19 protein-coding genes are annotated in these 18,830 nt (G+C 67.6%); 11 read left to right on the top strand and 8 right to left on the bottom strand.

Annotated features, from left to right (window positions below):
- Nucleotides 1–4: 4 nt before the first annotated feature.
- Nucleotides 5–1,408 carry a threonine synthase gene (thrC, locus tag ACIOSY_RS13505; RefSeq protein WP_400854087.1) on the bottom strand — a complete coding sequence of 468 codons (1,404 nt, stop codon included), beginning with the start codon at nt 1,406–1,408 and terminating at the stop codon, nt 5–7.
- A gap of 85 nt (nt 1,409–1,493) precedes the next feature.
- Nucleotides 1,494–1,988 carry a methylated-DNA--[protein]-cysteine S-methyltransferase gene (locus tag ACIOSY_RS13510; protein ID WP_400854089.1) on the bottom strand — a complete coding sequence of 165 codons (495 nt, stop codon included), beginning with the start codon at nt 1,986–1,988 and terminating at the stop codon, nt 1,494–1,496.
- 153 nt (nt 1,989–2,141) lie between these two features.
- On the opposite strand from ACIOSY_RS13510, the gene ACIOSY_RS13515 reads away from it, so the two are divergent.
- Together ACIOSY_RS13515 and ACIOSY_RS13520 are read left to right on the top strand one after the other, a co-directional pair.
- Nucleotides 2,142–2,471, top strand: coding sequence for an ArsR/SmtB family transcription factor (locus ACIOSY_RS13515; protein ID WP_400854091.1), 330 nt, complete (start codon nt 2,142–2,144; stop codon nt 2,469–2,471).
- Nucleotides 2,471–3,187, top strand: a complete 717-nt coding sequence (locus tag ACIOSY_RS13520) for a cation diffusion facilitator family transporter (RefSeq protein ID WP_400854093.1) — start codon at nt 2,471–2,473, stop codon at nt 3,185–3,187. The genes ACIOSY_RS13515 and ACIOSY_RS13520 overlap by 1 nt, the downstream gene beginning before the upstream one ends.
- A 28-nt stretch (nt 3,188–3,215) precedes the next feature.
- Here ACIOSY_RS13520 and ACIOSY_RS13525 read toward each other — a convergent pair whose 3' ends face one another.
- Together ACIOSY_RS13525 and ACIOSY_RS13530 are read right to left on the bottom strand one after the other, a co-directional pair.
- Entirely contained in the window at nt 3,216–3,818 is a 603-nt protein-coding gene (locus tag ACIOSY_RS13525) for a response regulator (RefSeq protein ID WP_400854095.1), read from the bottom strand.
- Nucleotides 3,815–4,987 (bottom strand): sensor histidine kinase, encoded by a 1,173-nt coding sequence (locus tag ACIOSY_RS13530; protein WP_400854097.1) that lies wholly within the window; start codon nt 4,985–4,987, stop codon nt 3,815–3,817. Before ACIOSY_RS13530 ends, ACIOSY_RS13525 begins: the two co-directional genes overlap by 4 nt.
- 190 nt (nt 4,988–5,177) lie before the next feature.
- Between ACIOSY_RS13530 and ACIOSY_RS13535 the strand changes: the two genes are divergently transcribed.
- On the top strand, nt 5,178–5,720 hold the full coding sequence (locus tag ACIOSY_RS13535) for a small multidrug efflux protein (RefSeq protein WP_400854099.1): 543 nt from the start codon (nt 5,178–5,180) through the stop codon (nt 5,718–5,720).
- Nucleotides 5,721–6,113: 393 nt separating this feature from the next.
- Here ACIOSY_RS13535 and ACIOSY_RS13540 read toward each other — a convergent pair whose 3' ends face one another.
- Nucleotides 6,114–8,102 carry a putative Ig domain-containing protein gene (locus ACIOSY_RS13540; RefSeq protein ID WP_400854101.1) on the bottom strand — a complete coding sequence of 663 codons (1,989 nt, stop codon included), beginning with the start codon at nt 8,100–8,102 and terminating at the stop codon, nt 6,114–6,116.
- A 186-nt stretch (nt 8,103–8,288) separates the two neighbouring features.
- Between ACIOSY_RS13540 and ACIOSY_RS13545 the strand changes: the two genes are divergently transcribed.
- From ACIOSY_RS13545 to ACIOSY_RS13580, 8 genes are all read left to right on the top strand, one after another.
- Complete coding sequence (locus ACIOSY_RS13545) at nt 8,289–8,894, top strand: hypothetical protein (protein ID WP_400854103.1); 606 nt, start codon at nt 8,289–8,291, stop codon at nt 8,892–8,894.
- 154 nt (nt 8,895–9,048) lie between these two features.
- Nucleotides 9,049–9,642 (top strand): copper resistance protein CopC, encoded by a 594-nt coding sequence (locus tag ACIOSY_RS13550; RefSeq protein WP_400854105.1) that lies wholly within the window; start codon nt 9,049–9,051, stop codon nt 9,640–9,642.
- An 11-nt stretch (nt 9,643–9,653) separates the two neighbouring features.
- A complete protein-coding gene (locus tag ACIOSY_RS13555; protein ID WP_400854107.1) occupies nt 9,654–10,202 on the top strand; it encodes a copper chaperone PCu(A)C in 549 nt (182 codons plus the stop codon).
- On the top strand, nt 10,202–11,452 hold the full coding sequence (locus tag ACIOSY_RS13560) for a Dyp-type peroxidase (RefSeq protein WP_400854109.1): 1,251 nt from the start codon (nt 10,202–10,204) through the stop codon (nt 11,450–11,452). Before ACIOSY_RS13555 ends, ACIOSY_RS13560 begins: the two co-directional genes overlap by 1 nt.
- Entirely contained in the window at nt 11,449–12,879 is a 1,431-nt protein-coding gene (locus ACIOSY_RS13565) for a PepSY-associated TM helix domain-containing protein (RefSeq protein WP_400854111.1), read from the top strand. Before ACIOSY_RS13560 ends, ACIOSY_RS13565 begins: the two co-directional genes overlap by 4 nt.
- Before the next feature lie 25 nt (nt 12,880–12,904).
- Nucleotides 12,905–13,786 carry an SDR family NAD(P)-dependent oxidoreductase gene (locus ACIOSY_RS13570; protein WP_400854113.1) on the top strand — a complete coding sequence of 294 codons (882 nt, stop codon included), beginning with the start codon at nt 12,905–12,907 and terminating at the stop codon, nt 13,784–13,786.
- A 70-nt stretch (nt 13,787–13,856) separates the two neighbouring features.
- Nucleotides 13,857–14,792, top strand: coding sequence for a type IV toxin-antitoxin system AbiEi family antitoxin domain-containing protein (locus ACIOSY_RS13575; RefSeq protein WP_400854115.1), 936 nt, complete (start codon nt 13,857–13,859; stop codon nt 14,790–14,792).
- Nucleotides 14,728–15,663, top strand: a complete 936-nt coding sequence (locus ACIOSY_RS13580; RefSeq protein ID WP_400854117.1) for a nucleotidyl transferase AbiEii/AbiGii toxin family protein — start codon at nt 14,728–14,730, stop codon at nt 15,661–15,663. The genes ACIOSY_RS13575 and ACIOSY_RS13580 overlap by 65 nt, the downstream gene beginning before the upstream one ends.
- Nucleotides 15,664–15,670: 7 nt before the next feature.
- On the opposite strand, the gene ACIOSY_RS13585 is transcribed toward ACIOSY_RS13580, so the two are convergent.
- The 3 genes from ACIOSY_RS13585 to ACIOSY_RS13595 form a co-directional block, all read right to left on the bottom strand.
- A complete protein-coding gene (locus tag ACIOSY_RS13585; RefSeq protein ID WP_400854119.1) occupies nt 15,671–16,276 on the bottom strand; it encodes a DUF4333 domain-containing protein in 606 nt (201 codons plus the stop codon).
- An 83-nt stretch (nt 16,277–16,359) separates the two neighbouring features.
- Nucleotides 16,360–17,640, bottom strand: coding sequence for a hemolysin family protein (locus tag ACIOSY_RS13590; RefSeq protein WP_400854121.1), 1,281 nt, complete (start codon nt 17,638–17,640; stop codon nt 16,360–16,362).
- Between the two features lie 94 nt (nt 17,641–17,734).
- A complete protein-coding gene (locus tag ACIOSY_RS13595; protein WP_400854123.1) occupies nt 17,735–18,757 on the bottom strand; it encodes a TerC family protein in 1,023 nt (340 codons plus the stop codon).
- Nucleotides 18,758–18,830 lie beyond the last annotated feature (73 nt).

The raw sequence follows: 18,830 nt of genomic DNA on the forward strand, positions 1-18,830 counted from the left end.
GGATTCAGCGCAGCGCGCGGGCCTCGATGAAGGCGCGGAGCGCGTGCTCGTCGTCGGCCATCTCGGTCACGTGCTGGGGTGCGCCCAGCATCTCGCGCAGGTCCTTCGAGTAGTCGAGCTCGACGCCGATCGCCTCGTTGATGGTCTCGGCGAACTTCTGCGGCTTGGCGGTCTCGAGCACGAGCATCGGCACGCCCTCTTCGACGTACTGACGGGCGACCTTGACGCCATCGGCGGTATGCGGATCGATGATCTCGCCCGACGACGCATGCACGGCGCGGATCGTCTCGAGGCGGTCGGCGTGGGTCGACGTGCCACTGACGATACCGAATTCCTCGGCGAAGCGCGGCTGGTCGCCGGCGAAGTCGAAGTATCCGTTCTCGTCGAGGTCGCGCCAGGCGCCGACGACGCGCTCGGGGTCGCGGCCGACGAGTTCGAAGATGAAGCGCTCGAGGTTCGACGCCTTCGAGATATCCATCGAGGGGCTCGACGTCGCGAGGGTGTTCTCGGCCGTACGCGGGCGGTAGACGCCCGTGCGGAAGAAGTCGTCGAGCACGTTGTTCTCGTTCGCGGCGAGCACGAGACGGCGGATCGGGAGTCCCATCTGCTTCGCGAAGAAGCCGGAGAGGATGTTGCCGAAGTTGCCGGACGGCACCGTGAACGACACCTCGGTCGGACCGTCGGTGTCTGTGGCGCGCAGCCATGCCCAGAAGTAGTAGACCGTCTGCGCGGTGATACGGGCGAGGTTGATCGAGTTGACCGCACCGAGGTTCTGGGCCCGCTTGAAGTCGAGGTCTCCGGCGAGGTGCTTCACGAGGTTCTGGCAGTCGTCGAAGACTCCCTCGATCGCGATGTTGTGCACGTTGTCGTCGTCGATCGAGAACATCTGCGCACGCTGGAAGGCACTCATGCGCCCCTGCGGCGACAGCATGAAAACCGAGACGCGGTCCTTGCCGCGCAGAGCGTGCTCGGCGGCCGACCCGGTGTCACCCGATGTCGCTCCGAGGATGTTGAGCACCGCGCCCTTGCGTTCGAGCACGTACTCGAGCACCTGCCCGAGGAACTGCATCGCCATGTCCTTGAAGGCGAGCGTGGGCCCCTCCGACAGGCCGACGAGCGTGAGGCCGTCGCCGATCGAACGCAGCGGCACGACGTTGCCGGGGAACGGCTCGTAGGCCGCCTCGGTCATGCGGGCGAGGTCTTCGCGCGGGATATCGGTGGCGAAGAGCCCGAGCACCTCGGTGGCGAGCTGAGGGTAGGTGAGCGCGCGCCAGCGCTCGAGCGTCTCGGAGTCGACGCTCGGCATGGTGGCGGGGACGGCGAGTCCTCCGTCGGGCGCGAGGCCCTCCAACAGCGTCTCGCTGAACGGCTGCGGCTGCATGCCGCCGCGGGTGGAGATGAACTGCACGTTGGCTCCTCGGCTCGGGACTCGGCTCGTCTATTCTCGCAGGGCGCCGGACCGCTCGATGACGGGATGACGGATGCTGTCGCGCTCAGAACAGCGAGGTCGGCAGGGTGCCCTCGTGTTCGAGCAGCCAGCGCTTGGTCTGAAGACCCTGCCCCGGCTCTCCGCCGGAGTACCCGCCGAGGCCGTCGCCGGCGACGACGCGGTGGCACGGCACGATCAACGGCACCGGATTCGCCCCCATGATCGAGCCGATGCCTCGGGCCGGCACCGTCGTGCCGCTGCGTGCTGCGAGCGCTCCGTACGTGAGCGTCTCGCCGTGGCCGACGGTCTCGTACAGCACCGTCAGCACGGAACGAGTGGTGACGGTCTGGTCTCCCAGGTCGACGGGCACGTCGAAGTGGGTGAGCCGCCCGTCGAAGTACGCCTCGAGTTGTGCGAGAGCCTCGGACAGCAGCGGATCCGGTGCGACGTCGGCGCCGACCGGAGGCGTCGTGATCCAGGTGACGCGCGTGATCGCCGCTCCGTCGCTCAGCACGCCGACGACGCCGACGGGCGTGGGCAGAGTTCCGAACGACGACATACAGCGAACTTACCTCCGCGTGTGCGGCCGGACTGCGCCTGAGGGGTCGAGACACGCCGCGCGACAGCATCCGATTGCGGCGTCTCTTGACCCCTCACCTCGGGCAACAAATACAGCATGTTGTGAATTCAGCAAATCGTGTAGTTTGAGGAGGTGACTTCCGCGACTCTCACCCACACCGCCGCTCTGGCCCGGCTCGGGCATGCCTTCGCAGACCCGACGCGCGCCGGCATCCTGCTCGCTCTGCGCACGGCGACGGCGTACCCCGCCGACCTCGCCGAAACTCTGGGCGTCTCGCGGCAGGTCATGTCGAACCAGCTCGCCTGCCTGCGCGGATGCGGTCTGGTCGAGAGCGTTCCCGACGGACGACGCAGCCGATACCAGCTGACCGACCCGCACCTGGCGCCCGCACTCGACGAGCTGCTGCGCGTCGTGCTGCTCGTCGAACCAGACTGCTGCGCCGGCGAAGGATGCACCTGCTGATGTCGACGACACTTACCCCGACGCGTCGGTCGACCCTGCACCGGCGCATCCGCCTGATCGTCGCGATCACGATCGGCTACAACCTCATCGAAGCCGTCATCGCGATCACCGCCGGTTCGGTGGCATCGTCGGCCGCACTCATCGGGTTCGGGCTGGACTCCACGATCGAGGTGCTCTCGGCAGCGGCCGTCGCGTGGCAGTTCACCCGCCGCGATCCGGAGCGCTGGGAGAAGCCCACTCTGCGCGTGATCGCCGTCGCGTTCTTCCTGTTGGCGATCTACGTCACCGCGTCGTCGGTGCTCGCCCTCGTCACCGGCGAGCGTCCGGAACACAGCACCATCGGCATCATCCTGACCGCCGTCAGCGTCGTCGTGATGCCCTTCCTCTCGTTCGCCGAACGTCGCGCAGGTCGCGAGATCGGCTCGGCCACCGCCGTCGCGGACTCGAAGCAGACCCTGATCTGCACGTATCTCTCGGCCGCGGTGCTGCTCGGACTCGTCTTCAACAGCCTGCTCGGATGGTGGTGGGCCGATGCCGTGGCCGGGCTCGTCATCGCCGCCTTCGCCGTGCGCGAGGGCTGGGAGGCCTGGCAGGGCGACGCCTGCGCCACATCGGTGGGCACGATCCTCGAAGACGACCACGACGGTCACGACGACCACGACCACGACCACGACCACGACCACGACCACCACGGCCACAACCACGACCACCGCTGAGGTCGCACGCAGCGAAGGCGCGACGCGCTCAGATCCAGCCGCGCTCCTCGGCGACCAGCACGGCCTGCTGGCGGGTGCCGACGGCGAGCTTGCCGAGGATCGTCGAGATGTGGTTGCGCACGGTGCCCGGCGCCAGCGAGAGGCTGCGGGCGATCTGTCCCGTCGTTTCACCCCGACGCCCGGCGCGCAGCACGTCGAGTTCACGGTCGGTGAGCGGTGACCGTTCGTCGCTGAGGGCGTCGGCGGCGATCTCGGGATCGACGTATCTGCCGCCGGCGGCCACCCGGCGGATGACGGCCGCAACTTCGTCTGCTCCCCGCGACTTGGGCAGGAACCCGGCGACACCGGAGGCGAGCGCACGGCGCAGCACTCCAGGGCGCGCGTGCCGCGTGACGACGACGCAGCGCGTCGCGATGGCGCGGTGCAGTCTCTCGGCGACCTCGACGCCGTCGAGTCCCGGCATCTCGAGGTCGAGCAGGCAGACGTCGGGCTGCAGTCGCAGCGCCTCGGCCACGGCTTGCTCGCCGTCTTCGCACTCGGCGACGACGTCGATGTCCTCTTCGAGGCGCAGCAACGCGGCGAGCGCCGAGCGGATCATGCCCTCGTCATCGGCCAGCAGCACCCGGATCATCGCGTGCCCTCCCCTGTCGTCGGCCGTGCCGGCACTCTCGCCATCACGGTGAACTCGTCGGGCTCCCGCTGCACTTCGAGGGTTCCCCCCACCTCGGCGAGCCGACGACGGATGCCCTCGAGCCCCGACCCTTCGGCATCCGTCTCGCCGGCCGCGACGCGGTCGTTGGCGATCAGATAGCACCAGTCGGTTCCCTCGCGCCGAAGCGCCAGCCGCGCGCGCGTGCCCCCGCCGTGCCGGAGCACGTTGGTGGTCGTCTCGCGGATCACCGGGCCGAGAGCGGATGCCGGCGCCTGGGCCGCGTCCGCAGCGATCTGCGCCTCCACCTCGAGGCCGGCTGCGCTGAGGAGGTCACGGGCGTTGGCGAGTTCGTCGCCGAGCGGCACCGAACGGAAGCTCATCGCGAGGTCGCGCGTGCCCTGGCGCGCATCGTCGACACTCCCCCGCGCCGCACGCAACTGCTCCATTCCGGCATCCGCATCGACCGGCATGAGCCGCTCCGCGAGTTCGAGCTGCAGGGCGATCACCTGCAGATGGTGCCCCTGCAGGTCGTGCACGTCGGTCGCGACCCGCAGACGCTCCTGGGTGGCGGCGAGCCGCGACTCCGCCGCACGGGCACGATCCATCGTGTTGAGCACGTCCCACCACCAGAGGGAGCTGACCGTCATCACGGGGAGGATCGCCGTGTAGACGACGGCCAGCCACCACGGGCCCTCATCGGGCACGGATATGCGCGAGGAATCGATGTACACGAGCGAGGCCAGCACGAGAGTGGCCGCGATCGTGACCCGATATCGCACGCCACGCGGCCAGTTCAACAGGCTGAGCGACTGCGCGAACGGCATGAGCGCGAGTTGCCAACTGCCCACGAGCGACCCGGCCGCGGCGCCGAAGGCCACGGCCACGAGCATCGGAGGAAGCAGCAGCAGCCAGTCGATGCCGGGCTCCGCATCGTCGCGATGGCGGTATGCGCGCAGCAGCAGAACGGTGGAAGCGCACCAGACCAACCCGCCGCCACCGACCACGATGCGCGCGATCGAATCCTGACCCTCGATGACGGCGACAGCCGTCCAGGCGACGACGAGCATCACCTCGAAGGCCATGACCGCCGTCAGCGTGTACCACCAGGTCGCCGTGATTCCTCGGGCCAACTGGCGGGCTCCGGGCATCGGGGGCCGGCGATCGCCGACTCTCTCTGGGTGTGCACCCCACCACCCTACGGGCGTGACACTTGTCACCCCTCGGCCGTGCACAGTGCCCGCATACCGGTGACAGGGCGACACTGTCGCCGATCCCCTGCAGCGACTGGACTGGAGTCATCACCACCGAACGACCATCCGATCCGAAAAGGAGCAGACCGTGAACCTCATCGAAACCTTCCAGAACCTCGTCGCCCAGGTGCCCGAACTCGTGCAGCCACTCATCGTCGCCCTGGCCGGCGCGATTCCCTTCATCGAAGGAGAGGGCGCGACCGCGATCGGCATCATCGGCGGCATCCACCCCGTGATCGCGGCGATCGCCGCGATGGCCGGGAACTTCCTCTGCGTGATGGTGCTGGTGCTCGCGAGCTCCGGCGCACGGAACGCCATCGTGCAGCGCAACCGCACCCGCCAGCTCGTGACCGCCGACGGCGCGACGGCCGCCGATCCCACCATCGCCGAGATCGACGCCGCCCACGGCAGCGCTCGCAAGCAGAAGTTCCAGCGCGCGTTCGAGCGCTACGGCGTTCCCGGTGTCAGCCTGCTCGGCCCGCTCCTGCTGCCCACCCAGTTCACGGCGACGATGCTCGCAGCATCCGGTATCAACAAGGCGCGCGTGCTGTTCTGGCAGGCGATCGCCATCATCGGCTGGACCACCATCACGGCGATCATCGTCGGCGGCGCACTCTCCGTCGTCAGCTGACGGCGGCACACGAACGCCCTGTCGGCGCGAGCTTCGGCTGCGCGGGCAGGGCGTTTCGGCGTGCATGAAAAGGGATGAGGGGCGGCATGTGGGGAACGCCGCCCCTCGGGAATGGTGCCCGAAGCACCGTTGTGATCGGGGAGATCACATCGGCCCTGGGGAAGGGCCTATCACTACCAACGAGCGTCGCCGCAGAATCTGACGCGGTGCCCGAGAGGCGGCATTCGGGAGGAGATCGGCATTCGGGAGGGCGGATTCGGGCGGATGCTCCTCCCCACCGCCGATCTCCTCCCGAATGAGAGTCGTGGGCGCACAAGAGGGGAGCCGCCCGGAACATGGGTTCCGAGCGACTCCCCTCTTCAGGTCACGGATGCGTCGAGCATCCGTTCCCGCTTACGCGCGAGCGCGCTTGCGGGCGATGACCAGGTAGATGCTGCCGCCGATCGTGAGCAGTGCTCCGATCAGGCCGGCGATGCCCGCGAAGGCCGCCGTGCCACCGGTGATGGCGAGCGTGGCTCCACCGGTGCCCGTACCGCCGGAGGTGCCGCCCGCGGTGGCCGACCCTGTCGTGGTGGTGGGGGTGGGCGTCGAGGTGGCCGGCGTGCGGGTGTCACGGATCACGATCGTGTACTCCTGCGTGTCGGTGCCGTACTGATTGGTGGCCGTGACGGTGAAGGTGTACGAACCCACCGTGGTGGGTGTGCCCGAGACGAGCCCCGTGTTCGGGTCGAGCGTCAGCCCCGCGGGCAGCTCGCCCGCCGTGACAGCGAGGGTGATCGGACCCGCACCCGTGGTCGCAACCGTGGCGGTGTACGCCTGGTCGACGAGTCCGTCGGGCAGCGTCGGCGTGGTGATCACCGGCGGCTCGACATAGGTGAATCCACCGGGGATCGTGGTCTGGCTCTGGTAGCTCGTGGGCGTGGTGCCCGCGATCAGGCCGGTGGTCACGACCACGTCGACGGACCCGTGCGCGTGCGGCGGCGTGACGACGCTGATCGGGCAACCCGAGGCGTCGAGGTTGGTGCCGGGGATTCCGTCGAACGTGACCTCGGTCGCGCCGAAGCTCACGGCGAGTGCCGGACGCATCCGCCCCTCGGTCGCGTTGCTGCCCAGGAACGACGTCTGATCCGACAGCATGGCGCCCCAACTGTAGAGGCGTCCGTCAGAGCCGAGCGCGTAGGATGCCCGGTCACCGAGTTCCGCATCGGTGAAGGTGACTCCCGCAGGCACATCGGTCATCACAACGCGCACCGGCGATGCCGACTTCGTCATGGTGTCGTTTCCGAGCTGACCCGATTCGTTGTTTCCCCAGCTGTAGACGTTGCCGTCAGAGGCGACGATCATGGCGTGCAGTTCGCTCGCGATGACCTTGGTGACCGTCACTCCCGCCGGCAGATCGCCACCGGTGACGAGCGCGGGAACGTTGATCCGCGGGGTCACCGTGTCGCCGATTCCGAGCAGGCCGTTGCCGTTGTAACCCCACGAGTAGACTTTGCCGTCGGTGCCGAGGCCATAGGCGCTGTAGTTGCCGGCAGCGATCTGCGTGAATGTGACTCCCGCCGGCACCGCGCCCTGGCTGACCCGAACCGGTGATGTCTGGTCGGGACCGCTCGTCGATCCGTTTCCGAGAGCGCCTTCGAAGTTGGCGCCCCACGAGTAGATCCACCCGTCGCTGCCCAGCGCGTAGCCGTTGCCGTTGCCGATCGCCAGCTGCGTGAGGGTCACTCCCGCAGGAATCTGCCCCTGCACGAGGGCGACCGGCTCATCGCGCCACGCCGTCGTGCCGTCGCCGTTGATACCGCTGACGCCGCTGCCCCAGGTGTAGATCCAGCCGCTGTCGGTCACGACACCGGCGTTGCCGGAACCGGCGACGACCGACGTCGCCTTCACGCCGGACGGAATCGCGCCCTGGCTGACCTTGACGCTGACCGACGACTCCGCCACGGCGGGGAACGAGTTGTCGCCCAGCTCGCCCGAGCTGTTCATGCCCCACGAGTAGACGCTGCCGTCCGACGCGAGGACGTAACCGTTCCAGAGGCCGTAGTCGGCATCGACGATGTCGGCGTCGACCGGAATCGCTCCCTGAGCGATCTGGGCGGGAGACGATCCTCCGCCGCTGCCACTCGCACCGCGCTGCCAATCGCCCCAGCTCAGTACGTCGTCGGTCGTGGTGACGATCATCGCGTTCTGTCCACCGGCGGCGAACATGCCGATCGACGACAGGTCCACGCAGTCGATCAGAACGGTCGTGCCGCCTTCGATCGGCCCTTCGTCCGGCGTCACTGCCGCCCATCCTGCTGCCGGAACGATCAGTGCTGCGGCGAGACCGACGGCCGCACCACCCCAGATCTTCCGTCGTGTGCTCTTCGTGAATACAGGCATTTCCTTCTCTTCCTCCCCAGCGAAGCCCCATGCCTCGCATCGATCCCCCATGGAGAAAGACGTGACCCCGGCCGTTCTGTTACGCGAATTACATGAATTTGAATACATCGTCAGATTTCGGGGACTCACTCGTTTGTGCAGCTCGGGGAGCACATCGAGGCAGAGACGACCTGACAGAATGGAGGCGTGCACCCGTCCAGAAGACCCGCCGTCGTGCGCGGGTTCGCGGCATCCGCCGTGGCGATCTTCGTCGCGCTGGCCGGTCACGTCACGGCGGGCGGGGCCATGCCCGGCCCCCTGGGAATCGTCGTGCCGTGGATGCTGTCATTCATGGTGTGCGTTCTGCTCGCCGGACGGAAGCTGTCGGCGACCCGCCTGAGCATCTCGGTCGCGGTCAGCCAGTTCCTGTTCCACGTGCTGTTCGTGCTGGGCACCGTCACCCCGTCAGGAGTCGTCGCCCCGCACGTGCACGGCGCCCCGCTGGTTCTTCCCGCCGGCACCGCGATCCCCGAGGCCGTCGTCGCCGACGGCACGATGTGGATCGGCCACCTCTTCGCCGCGGCCGTGACGATCGTCGCCCTCCACCGCGGCGAGCGCCTGCTCGTGGGTCTTCGCGACCTCGCGCAGCAGAGCATCCGCTGGCTGCAGCGCCGTGTCGCCGTCGTCTCCGTCGCGCCGCGCTCGCGTGTGCACGCCGCTCCGCTGCCCGCGACGGATGCCGTCGTGCTGCGCAGCGCGCTTCTCCTGTCGACTCTTCGGGGTCGCGCTCCTCCTCTCGCCGCTGCGGTCTGATCCACGCTGCCCGGCGCTCTGCCGGGTGGTGATCCGTGCTCGCGTCCGGCGCCTTCGCCGCGCGAGCCATCCGAACGCACGCTCGGCGTCGGCTCTCGGCGCCCGTTGAGAGGTCTGTCCTTCCATGTCTCCTGTCCGCAGATTCGCGGTCGGGATGGCGGTGGCGGCAGTCGCGATTCTCGCGACCGCCGTGCCGGCATCCGCCCATGATTCACTCGTCCACAGCACTCCCGAAGCCGACGAACGGTTGGCCGCAGCACCGGAGAGCATCACCCTGACGTACTCCGGCGACCTGCTGGTACTCGGGGAATCGACCCAGGGCGCCGTCGTGCTCGTCATCGATCAAGACGGTCGCGACTGGGCCACGGGCGAGGTCACGGTGACCGGCAACACGGTCACCGCTGCCGTCGAGCCCGGGATGCCCGACGCGGGCTACCAGGTGCGTTGGCAGGTCGTCTCGGAAGACGGGCATCCGATCTCGGGCATCGTGCCGTTCACGATCGGCGACGCCGAACCGATGACCGCGACGCAGGCGCCGACGGATGCCGACGCCCCGGCATACACACCGGATGCCTCGGATCAGGCCGCAGAGAACACAGACGAGACCGACAGTGGCATGCGTGTGCTGCTCGTCGGCGGCGTGGGCGCGGCGGTCGCCGCTGTCGCCTTCGTCCTCTATCGAATCCTTCGCCGTCCGAGGACGGTACCCGCAGCGGTCGACGACGTCGACGCCGCGGAAGAACGTTGAAAGGCCCTGTCATGAACACCGCACCTTCTCTGCATTCCACGAAGAAGAATCTGTCCCGCCTCACGGCACTCGTCGCCGTGTCGCTGCTCGCACTCACGGGGTGCACGACCACCGCGGCTCCCGCCGAGGTCGCGCCCGCCGGCGAGTCCGTCACGATCGCAGACGCCTGGGTCAAGGCGACCGACGAAGACATGTCGGCCGCATTCGGCACACTGACCAACACCAGCTCCGCGAAGGTGACCGTCGTGTCGGCCGAGACCGATGCCGCGGGCATGGTCGAGCTGCACGAGACCGTCGAGAACGAAGCGGGCGAGATGGTCATGCGCGAGATCGAGGGCGGATTCTCGATCCCCGCCGGCGGATCGCTGCTGCTCGAGCCGGGCGCGAACCACATCATGCTGATGGGTCTCACCGGCGCCCTGGTCGCTGGTGACGAGGTCACCGTGACGCTCACGTTCTCCGACGACTCGACGTACGAATTCACGGCTCCCGTGAAGGACTACTCGGGCGCGAACGAGAACTACGAGGAGAGCGACGACCACGAGGGCATGGATCACTGATGCGCGCGCGCACTGAGGGTGCGCGCTCCGATCGCTCCGGGTCGACCCGGCGGCAGTTCCTCCTCGGAGGAGCTGTCGCCGGTGTCGGCGCGGTCGCAGCGATCGGGGTCGACTACGCCCTGAATCGGCAGGATGCCGATGCCACGACTCCGTCCGTACCGATGAACGGCGAGGAGACGGTGCCGTTCTTCGGTGCCCACCAGGCCGGGATCGACACCGCGGCGCAGGCGCACGGTGTGTTCCTCGCGCTCGACCTTCTCGACACCACCGATCGCGAGGGCCTCACCCGGCTGCTGCGCATCCTCACCGATGACGCGGCCCGGCTCACACAGGGCACGGCGGCACTGGCCGATTCCGAACCGGAACTCGCGCTGGCGCCCGCCCGGCTCACGGTCACGTTCGGGTTCGGTCCCCGCCTCGTCGCCCGCGCGGCCGCGACCGCACCGTCGTGGCTCGCTCCCCTGCCGGCGTTCTCGATCGACCAGCTGCAGCCGGAGTTCTCCGACGGAGACCTGCTGCTGCAGATCGCGGCCGACGATCCGCTCACGGTCGCACATGCGGCACGGATGCTATTGAAGGATGCCCGCAGCTTCGCGACCCTGCGCTGGAGCCAGCAGGGCTTCCGCCGCGCCTACGGCACGGAGCGTCCGGGCACGACGATGCGCAACCTCTTCGGTCAGGTCGACGGCACGGCCAACCCGCAGCCGGGGACCTCGGAGTTCGACTCCGTCGTCTGGGCATCCGATGGCTGGCTCGCCGGCGGCACGGGTGTCGTCGTGCGGCGCATCCGCATGGATCTCGACAAGTGGGATCGGTTGGATCGCAGCGGGCGCGAAGCATCCGTCGGACGCACCATGGCCACCGGGGCCCCGCTCACCGGCACGAAGGAGTTCGACGAACCCGACTTCGACGCGACCAGTGCGGTCGGCTTTCCCGTGATCCCGCAGTTCGCCCACATCCGGCGGGCGCGCGGCGATGACGGCGAGAAGATCTTCCGGCGCGCGTACAACTACGACGAGCGGCCGGGCGCTGCCAGTGTCTCGGAGTCGGGCCTGATCTTCGTCTCGTTCCAGGCCGACATCGCTCGCCAGTTCACGCCGATGCAGCAACGTCTCGCCGACCTCGATCTGCTCAACGAGTGGACGACCCCGATCGGCTCCGCGGTGTTCGCGATCCCGCCGGGGTGCGCGGAAGGCGGTTTCATCGGCGAGACGCTGCTGGCTGAGGCGCTGCGGGGCGGGGCATCGTGACGGTCACGGCCGAAGCGGCTCCCGTCACGCCGCGCCCGCAGCGCCCGAAGCCTCGCTGGTTCGGGCCGCTGATGCTGCGGCTGCACTTCTTCGCCGGCATCCTGGTGGGGCCGTTCATTCTGGTCGCGGCACTCAGCGGTGCGCTCTATGCGCTGACGCCGACGCTCGAGCAGGCGGTCTACGCGCACGAGCTGCATGCACCCGAGACCGACGCGCCGCTCGCGCTCGCCGAGCAGATCACGATCGCCGAGACGTACATCGCCGGCGAAGCGACGCTCTCGGCCGTGCGGCCGGCTCCCGAACCCGGCGACACCACCCGCATCCTGTTCGCGCAGGACGGTCTCGGCTCGAGCGAGTCCCGAGCGGTGTTCGTCGACCCCGGCACCGGAGAGATCCGGGGCGATCTGACCGTCTACGGCACGAGCGGCGCCCTGCCGCTGCGCACCTGGATCGATCAGCTGCACCGCAATCTGCAGCTGGGCGAGTTCGGTCGCATCTACAGCGAGCTCGCGGCATCCTGGCTCGGGATCGTCGCACTCGCCGGGCTCGCACTGTGGATCATCCGGATGCGCAAGGCGCGCGCGAAGAAGGACTTCGTGCGTCCGAACCCGAAGCACACCGGGTATCGACGTGCGTTCGGCTGGCATACCTCGGTGGGGATCTGGGTGCTCCTGGGCGCCCTGTTCCTCTCGGCTACCGGAATCACCTGGTCGCAGTTCGCCGGCACGAACGTCTCGAACCTGCGGGCGTCGCTCGACTGGGGCACGCCGGCGCTCACCACATCGCTCGATGGCGAGGCGGATGCTCCGGCCGACGAGCATGCGGGCCACCACGGTGCCGCGTCGGCTCCGACCGGAGCCGCGAATCCGGCCACGTTCGACGCGGTGCTCGCGATCGCGCAGCGCACGAACGTCAACACCGGGCTGGTCGAGATCAAGCCGCCCGAGGCGCCGGGTTCGGCCTGGGTGGTGCGGGAGATCAAGTCGAGCTTCCCGACCGAAGTCGATACCGTCGCGATCGACGGCACGACGATGCAGGTGGTCGACCGGGTCGATTTCGCCGACTACTCCCTGCCGGCGAAGCTCGCCCGCTGGGGCATCGACCTGCACATGGGGGTGATGTTCGGGCTCGCCAACCAGATCGTGCTGTTCCTGACCGCGGTGGCGATCGCCGGCATGGTGGTGCTCGGGTATGTGATGTGGTGGAAGCGTCGACCGCCGCGCGCGCAACGACGATTCGGCACGGCACCGCGCCGCGGGGTGCTGCGCGACGTGCCCTGGTGGGGTCTGCTGGCCGTGGCCGCGGCGGGCGTGCTCGTCGCGCTCTGGCTCCCCCTCGTCGGCTGGACGGTGATCGGCTTCCTCGTGGTCGACGTGGCCGCGGGGTTGGTCCAGGGTCGCAGGGCGCCATCACCACGGAGCCCCTGAGAGGGTGGCCGCGTAGGTTGGAGGCATGGATGCTTCCGACCTGCGTGGCCGCACGATTCTCGTCACCGGAGCGAATGCCGGGATCGGCTACTGGTGCGTCGAGCAGCTGGCCGCACGGGGAGCACGGGTGCTGCTCGGGTGCCGCTCGACCGAGCGAGCCCAGGTCGCGGTCGACGCGGTGAGGGCCCACGTTCCCGATGCCGACCTGCGCGTGCTCCCTCTCGATCTCGGGTCGCTCGACAGCATCGCCCGGGCGGCGGCCGCGGTCGACGAGAAGCTCGACGCGGTGATCTGCAATGCCGGAGTCAAGGCGGCGAACCGCGATGCCCGCACCAGCGACGGTCTCGACCTGATGATGGGCACGAATTTCCTCGGGCACTTCGCGTTGCTCGCGCGGCTCGACGCCGCGCTCACGCCCGACGCGCGGGTCGTGGCCGTCGGGTCGCTGGCGCACCGCTTCGCCCGCCTCGACCCCGCGCAGATCACGGCGCCGTGGCGCGGATCATCGCTGCGTCAGTACGGGCGTTCGAAGGCCGCGCTGATGGCGTTCGCGTTCGAGCTCGACCGCCGGTGGTCGAGCTCGTCACGGTCGGCGGTGATCGCGCACCCCGGTTACGCGGTCGACCCGCTCACCCCGGATCGTGAGGGCGTGCTCGAGGTGCCTCGTGCGACGCGTGCCTTCGCCGCCGTCACCCGCGGTCTCGTGCAGGGAAAAGACGGCGGCGCCCTGCCGATCGTGCACGCGGCGACGGCGGCGGAGGTCACGGGTGGTGACTATTGGGGCCCCGGCGGATGGCTCGAGTTCCGGGGGGCTCCCGTTCGAGTCACCGCGTCGGATGCCGTGCGCGATCCCGCTCTTGGCGGCGCGCTGTGGGCAGCCGCCGAGGTGGCGACGGGAATTGCGTGAGGCAATCACCGACTTCAATAGTTTCACTCAGAGTGATACTTTTGAAGACAACAGACAAAGGAGGTGACATGTGAGAGCTTTCGAAGCCCTAGAAACACTGGAGTTGTTGGGAGCGAATCAGTGGGGCCTCGTGACCACGGCTCAAGCGCGAGCCCACGGTCTCTCGAATGTAAGACTCGCCCGGTTGGCCGACACCGGCACCCTGCAACGTGTCCGACACGGTGTCTATGCTCTGCCCTCCTCGGGGTCGGCTAGAAGGCAAGACCTCTACGCCGCCTGGCTCGCCACCGACCCGAAGCGGACAGCGATAGAGCGGCTTGCCGATGCTGAGCCACTCGTCGTCGCAGGCGAGTCTGCGGCCGTGGTCCATCAGCTCGGTGACGTGCTTCCCTCTCAGCATCAATTCGTGTCCGCAAAAAGGAAGCAAAGCTCACTACCGGATGTCCGCGTCTCACGACGCGACCTTCCGCTCACCGACGTGACCACCGTTGACGGGCTTCCCGTCACGACGGTAGCGCGGACTGTAGCCGACTTGGTGAAGGCCGGAATCGACGAGGACCATTTGCGGGAGGTACTTCGCGACGCGATTCGCAGCAAGGGCACTGAGATCACCGAGCTCGCAGCCGCGCTGGAGCCTCGCGCCAAGCACTACGGCTACAGTTCCGGTCCGGCCGTTCTTGAAGGTCTTGTTCCCCAAGTGCCGACGAACCTCGCCGATCTCGCAACGCAACTCGCCGCGAGTTCCAACGTCAGGCTGCCTCCAGAGACCATCGACGCGTTGGCGAGGTTGCGCTCTGCTGTTCACGTCGACATGAACGCCGCAGCACAGAACATCTTGCGCGCGATAATTCCGATCTTCGCCGAATTGCCTGCCATTTCCGCAGACGACCTACGACCCATGATCGAAGCAGTACGCAACGCAATGCCCGAGGATGCATCCCGTGGAAACAAACCCTCTCGCGCTGGCGAGACTGAATCGCGAGCTATCGAATCAGCTCAGGACTGAAGCCCGACGGCGCGGAGTCGACGTCACACTCATCCGGAAGCAATACATCTTCACGATCTTCCTCCGCCGCGCTTTCACAAACGTGACTGCTGCGCGCTGGACGCTCTTGGGCGGGAACGCTCTCCTCATCCGCACCGGAGGAGGACGATTCACGCAAGACATCGATATGGCGCGCGCAGACGATTGGGAGGATCCCCACGCAGTTTTGCACGAGCTCACGGAGCTCGTGGGCGAGCCAAGCGGCGAGGATCCGTTCCGATTCGAGTTGTACAAGATCAGGCCGCACTCGGAGCCCGACCCATTCGGATATGGGGCAAAAACGGCTAAGGTTCACGTCCGCGCCCATCTGGACTCAGTGTTCGAAACCTTCACCATCGACCTGACCACGCGTCGGCACTTGGACATGCCGGTGAGCATGGTTCCGCTTCGCGCAATCATCGACCATCCCACACTTCACGATTTGCCGGCAGTGCCCACCACTCCCGCTGAGAACCACCTCGCGGACAAGATCTGCGCACTCTACGAACTGCACGGGCCGGATGGCACCACGGCGTCGACTCGGTTCCGCGACCTCGCCGATTCCGTTCGCTTGATCCATGCCGTAGAGCTTGACGCCCAGCGCTTGGCTACCGTTCTGCAACGAGAAGAGCAGAGGCGCGGCGTGAGCCTCCCCTCTCGGATGAGGGCACCGGGAGAGGACTGGATTGCAGGGTTTCCCGCAGCAGCGCGGACATACGCGGAGTATCCGGCCGAGTTTCATACACTCGATGCGGCGTTGGCCGCAGTTCAGGCGTGCGTGGGTCCACTCCTTCTCCGAGAGCGCACGAGCGGCACCTGGAGCCCCCAGAGTCAGCGTTGGTCGACGGCCTGACGGGCGGTCAGCCGGCGAGCTCGGGGATGACGACGTTGACGGAGTACGACGTGCCGTCGACCTCGGAGATCGTGACCGTGGCGGCGTACTGGTCGCCGCCCTGGATCACGGTGCACTCCAGGCTGTAGCCGTTGGACACCTCGTGGTCTGCGCCCGGGCAGACGACGCCGGGGTTGGTGAGCACGGCGGCGTCGACCAGCGCCTTCTCGGCGGTCTTGGCGATCTCCTCGGCGCTCAGCGTGAGGGTTCCGGTGCCCGTCGACGGGGCTTTGGTGGGCTCTTCCTCCGAGGCGTTGTTCGGAGCATCCGCAACCTTCACCGACACCGTGACGTTCGTGCCCTCGACCTTCGACAGCGTGACGTCGGCGTCGAACTCCGAACCCGTGCTCGGGTCGGTGAGCAGACACGGCACCGTGGTGCCCTGCTTCAGGTCGATATTGTCCTCACCGCAGTCGATCTCGGGGCGGGTGCCGATCTGCGCCTCGAGCGCGTCTTCGGCGAGGCTCGCGATCTTGTCGGGGGCGATGGTGGCCGAGGCCGAGAACGTGCAGCCGGTCAGCGCCACGGCGATGAGGCCGGCAGCGGCGAGCAGGGCAAGACGAGATGTGCGCATGGAAGGTTCCCCCCGGGTCGGTGACCCCGCCAGCGTATCGGTATCCGTAACCAGCCCCGGCCGACGCCGCGTCAGCCCGGCGATCAGACCACCGGGTCGACCTCGACGCGCGGTGTCACTCGGACCCGCGCGATGCGACGGCGATCGAGCTCCGCGACCTGGATGGTCGCGCCCGACACCTCGACGGTGTCTCCGACGACGGCCAGACGGCCGAGGCTCTCGGTGACGAACCCGGCGATCGTGTCCGACGAACCGCGGGGCAGCTCCAGTCCCGTCGCCTCTTCGAAGTCCTGCAGGTTGAGGCGTCCGTCGAGGCCTCCGCCGGGGGCATCCATCTCGGCCGTGTCGTACTCGTCGAAGATCTCGCCCACGACCTCTTCGACGAGGTCTTCGAGGGTGACGAGACCGTCGGTGCCGCCGTATTCATCGACGACGACGGCGATGTGGTGGCCGTCGGCGCGCATGCGCGTCAACGTCGGCAGCACCCGCGCCGTCGAGGGGATGTACGGGATCGCCCGGATGAGCGCCTGCACCGGTCGCGAAGGATCATCGGCTGCGGCCTCGAACAGGTCGCGCACGTGCACGAAGCCCGTGATGTCATCGATTGATTTGTTCGACACCGGATAGCGCGAGAACGGCAGATCGCGCGCCTGGGCGATCGCCTCGGCGACAGAGGCGGTCTCGTCGAGCGCGACGACCTCGGGGCGGGGCCGCATGACCTGGCTGATCTGGCGTCCTCGCAACGACAGCACGTCGTCGAGGATGCGGCGCTCGTCATCGGGAAGACCCTGATGCGACGCGACGATCTCTCGCACCTCTTCGTCGCTCATCTCGTCGGACGTCTTGTGCGGGTCGCCGCCGAGCAGGCGCACGAGCCCATTGGTCGAGACCGACAGCAACCAGATCACCGGACGCATCACGGTCGCGAAGCCGTTGAGGGCCGGCGCGACCGCGTACGCGAACTGCGCATTGCGCTGGATCGCGAGGCGCTTGGGCACCAGCTCGCCGAGCACGAGCGACAGATACGCGATGATCAGGGTCAACACGAGCGTTGCGATCGTGAGTGCGAGGGCGGGTGCGGCGCCCCACGATTCGATCAGCGGCGCCAGGGATGGCGCGATCGATGTGGCACCGTAGGCGGCCGACGCGAACCCCGCCACGGTGACACCGATCTGCACCGCCGAGAGGAAGGTGTTGGGGTTGCGGGCGAGAGCGGCGACCTTGGCTCCGCGCCTGCCGCGCAGCCCGATCGCGGTGATCTGGCTCTCACGCAGTGTGACGAGCGCCATCTCCGTCGCAGCGAAGACACCGCCGATCAGCACGAACGCGAAGACGAGAGCGATGTTCCAGAGCAGATCGCCCATCAACGGGCATCCTTCTCTGTGGTGGGGTGAGCGCCCGGCGTGAACCGGACGCTCGTACTGTCAGAGTCCGAAGAGTCAGAACAGCGCTGCGCGCTCAAGAGTGCTCCTTGTTGTCGATGGTGGTGTGAGTGTCGGTCGAGGAAGAAACGGATGCCGGGTCGCGGCGCGTCTTGACGAGGCTCGCGATGATGGCGACGGCGACGGTCGCGCCGATGAAGAGCAGCGAGAACCAGATCGGGATCTCGGGGGCCCAGAGCACGGGCTCGCCGCCGTTGATGAACGGCACTTCGTTGACGTGCAGGGCATGGAAGACGAGCTTCACACCGATGAAGGCGAGGATGACCGCGAGGCCCTGCGCCAGGTACACGAGACGCTCGAGCAGGCCGCCGATGAGGAAGTACAGCTGGCGCAGACCCATGAGGGCGAACGCGTTCGCGGTGAACACGATGTACGCCTGGTCGGTGAGGCCGTAGATCGCGGGGATAGAGTCGACCGCGAACACCAGGTCGATGAATCCGATCGCGATGATCGTGAGCAGCATCGGGGTGACGAAGCGCTTCCCGTTCTTCACGACCGTGAGCTTGTCGCCGTTGTACTCGTCGCTCACCGGCAGGTGGCGGCGCACGAAGGTCATGAAGCGCCCGTTGGCGGGGTTGCTCTCGTGGTTGCTGAACGCCTGGCGGTACGCGAGCACGAGCAGCAGTGCACCGAACAGGTAGAAGATCGACGAGAAGTTCTCGATGAGCGTCGCACCGACCGCGATGAAGATGCCACGCAGGATCAGGGCGATGATGATGCCGATCATCAGCACCTTCTGCTGGTACTTCTTCGGCACCGCGAACCCGGTCATCACGATGAGGAAGACGAAGAGGTTGTCGATCGACAGCGCCTTCTCGGTCAGATACCCGGCGAAGTACTCGCCGCCGTAGGTCCATCCCGAGACGACACCGATGCCGACGCCGAACAGCAGCGCGAGGCTGATGTAGAACACCGACCAGCGAGCGGATTCACCGATGGTGGGTTCATGCGGCGTGCGCACGTGCGCGAAGAACTCGTAGACGAAGAACGCGATCGTGACCGCGATCGTGATGATCCAGATGAGAGGTGTGACGTCCAACAGGGGCTCCAGACTCGGCGTATGCAAAAGCAGCGCCAAAGTCTTCTCCATTCCTGAGATCAGGAACCGGTGG

It is taken from the genome of Microbacterium sp. NPDC087665 (genome assembly GCF_044743285.1).
In the GTDB taxonomy this organism is placed as follows: domain Bacteria; phylum Actinomycetota; class Actinomycetes; order Actinomycetales; family Microbacteriaceae; genus Microbacterium.

Bases quoted from the DNA above. Each gene is read 5' to 3' on its own strand.
- ACIOSY_RS13510 (WP_400854089.1), bottom strand. From the start codon at position 1,988: ATGTCGTCGTTCGGAACTCTGCCCACGCCCGTCGGCGTCGTCGGCGTG.
- ACIOSY_RS13520 (WP_400854093.1), top strand. From the start codon at position 2,471: ATGTCGACGACACTTACCCCGACGCGTCGGTCGACCCTGCACCGGCGC.
- ACIOSY_RS13525 (WP_400854095.1), bottom strand. From the start codon at position 3,818: ATGATCCGGGTGCTGCTGGCCGATGACGAGGGCATGATCCGCTCGGCG.
- ACIOSY_RS13530 (WP_400854097.1), bottom strand. From the start codon at position 4,987: ATGCCCGGAGCCCGCCAGTTGGCCCGAGGAATCACGGCGACCTGGTGG.
- ACIOSY_RS13540 (WP_400854101.1), bottom strand. From the start codon at position 8,102: ATGCCTGTATTCACGAAGAGCACACGACGGAAGATCTGGGGTGGTGCG.
- ACIOSY_RS13550 (WP_400854105.1), top strand. From the start codon at position 9,049: ATGGCGGTGGCGGCAGTCGCGATTCTCGCGACCGCCGTGCCGGCATCC.
- ACIOSY_RS13555 (WP_400854107.1), top strand. From the start codon at position 9,654: ATGAACACCGCACCTTCTCTGCATTCCACGAAGAAGAATCTGTCCCGC.
- ACIOSY_RS13560 (WP_400854109.1), top strand. From the start codon at position 10,202: ATGCGCGCGCGCACTGAGGGTGCGCGCTCCGATCGCTCCGGGTCGACC.
- ACIOSY_RS13570 (WP_400854113.1), top strand. From the start codon at position 12,905: ATGGATGCTTCCGACCTGCGTGGCCGCACGATTCTCGTCACCGGAGCG.
- ACIOSY_RS13585 (WP_400854119.1), bottom strand. From the start codon at position 16,276: ATGCGCACATCTCGTCTTGCCCTGCTCGCCGCTGCCGGCCTCATCGCC.
- ACIOSY_RS13590 (WP_400854121.1), bottom strand. From the start codon at position 17,640: ATGGGCGATCTGCTCTGGAACATCGCTCTCGTCTTCGCGTTCGTGCTG.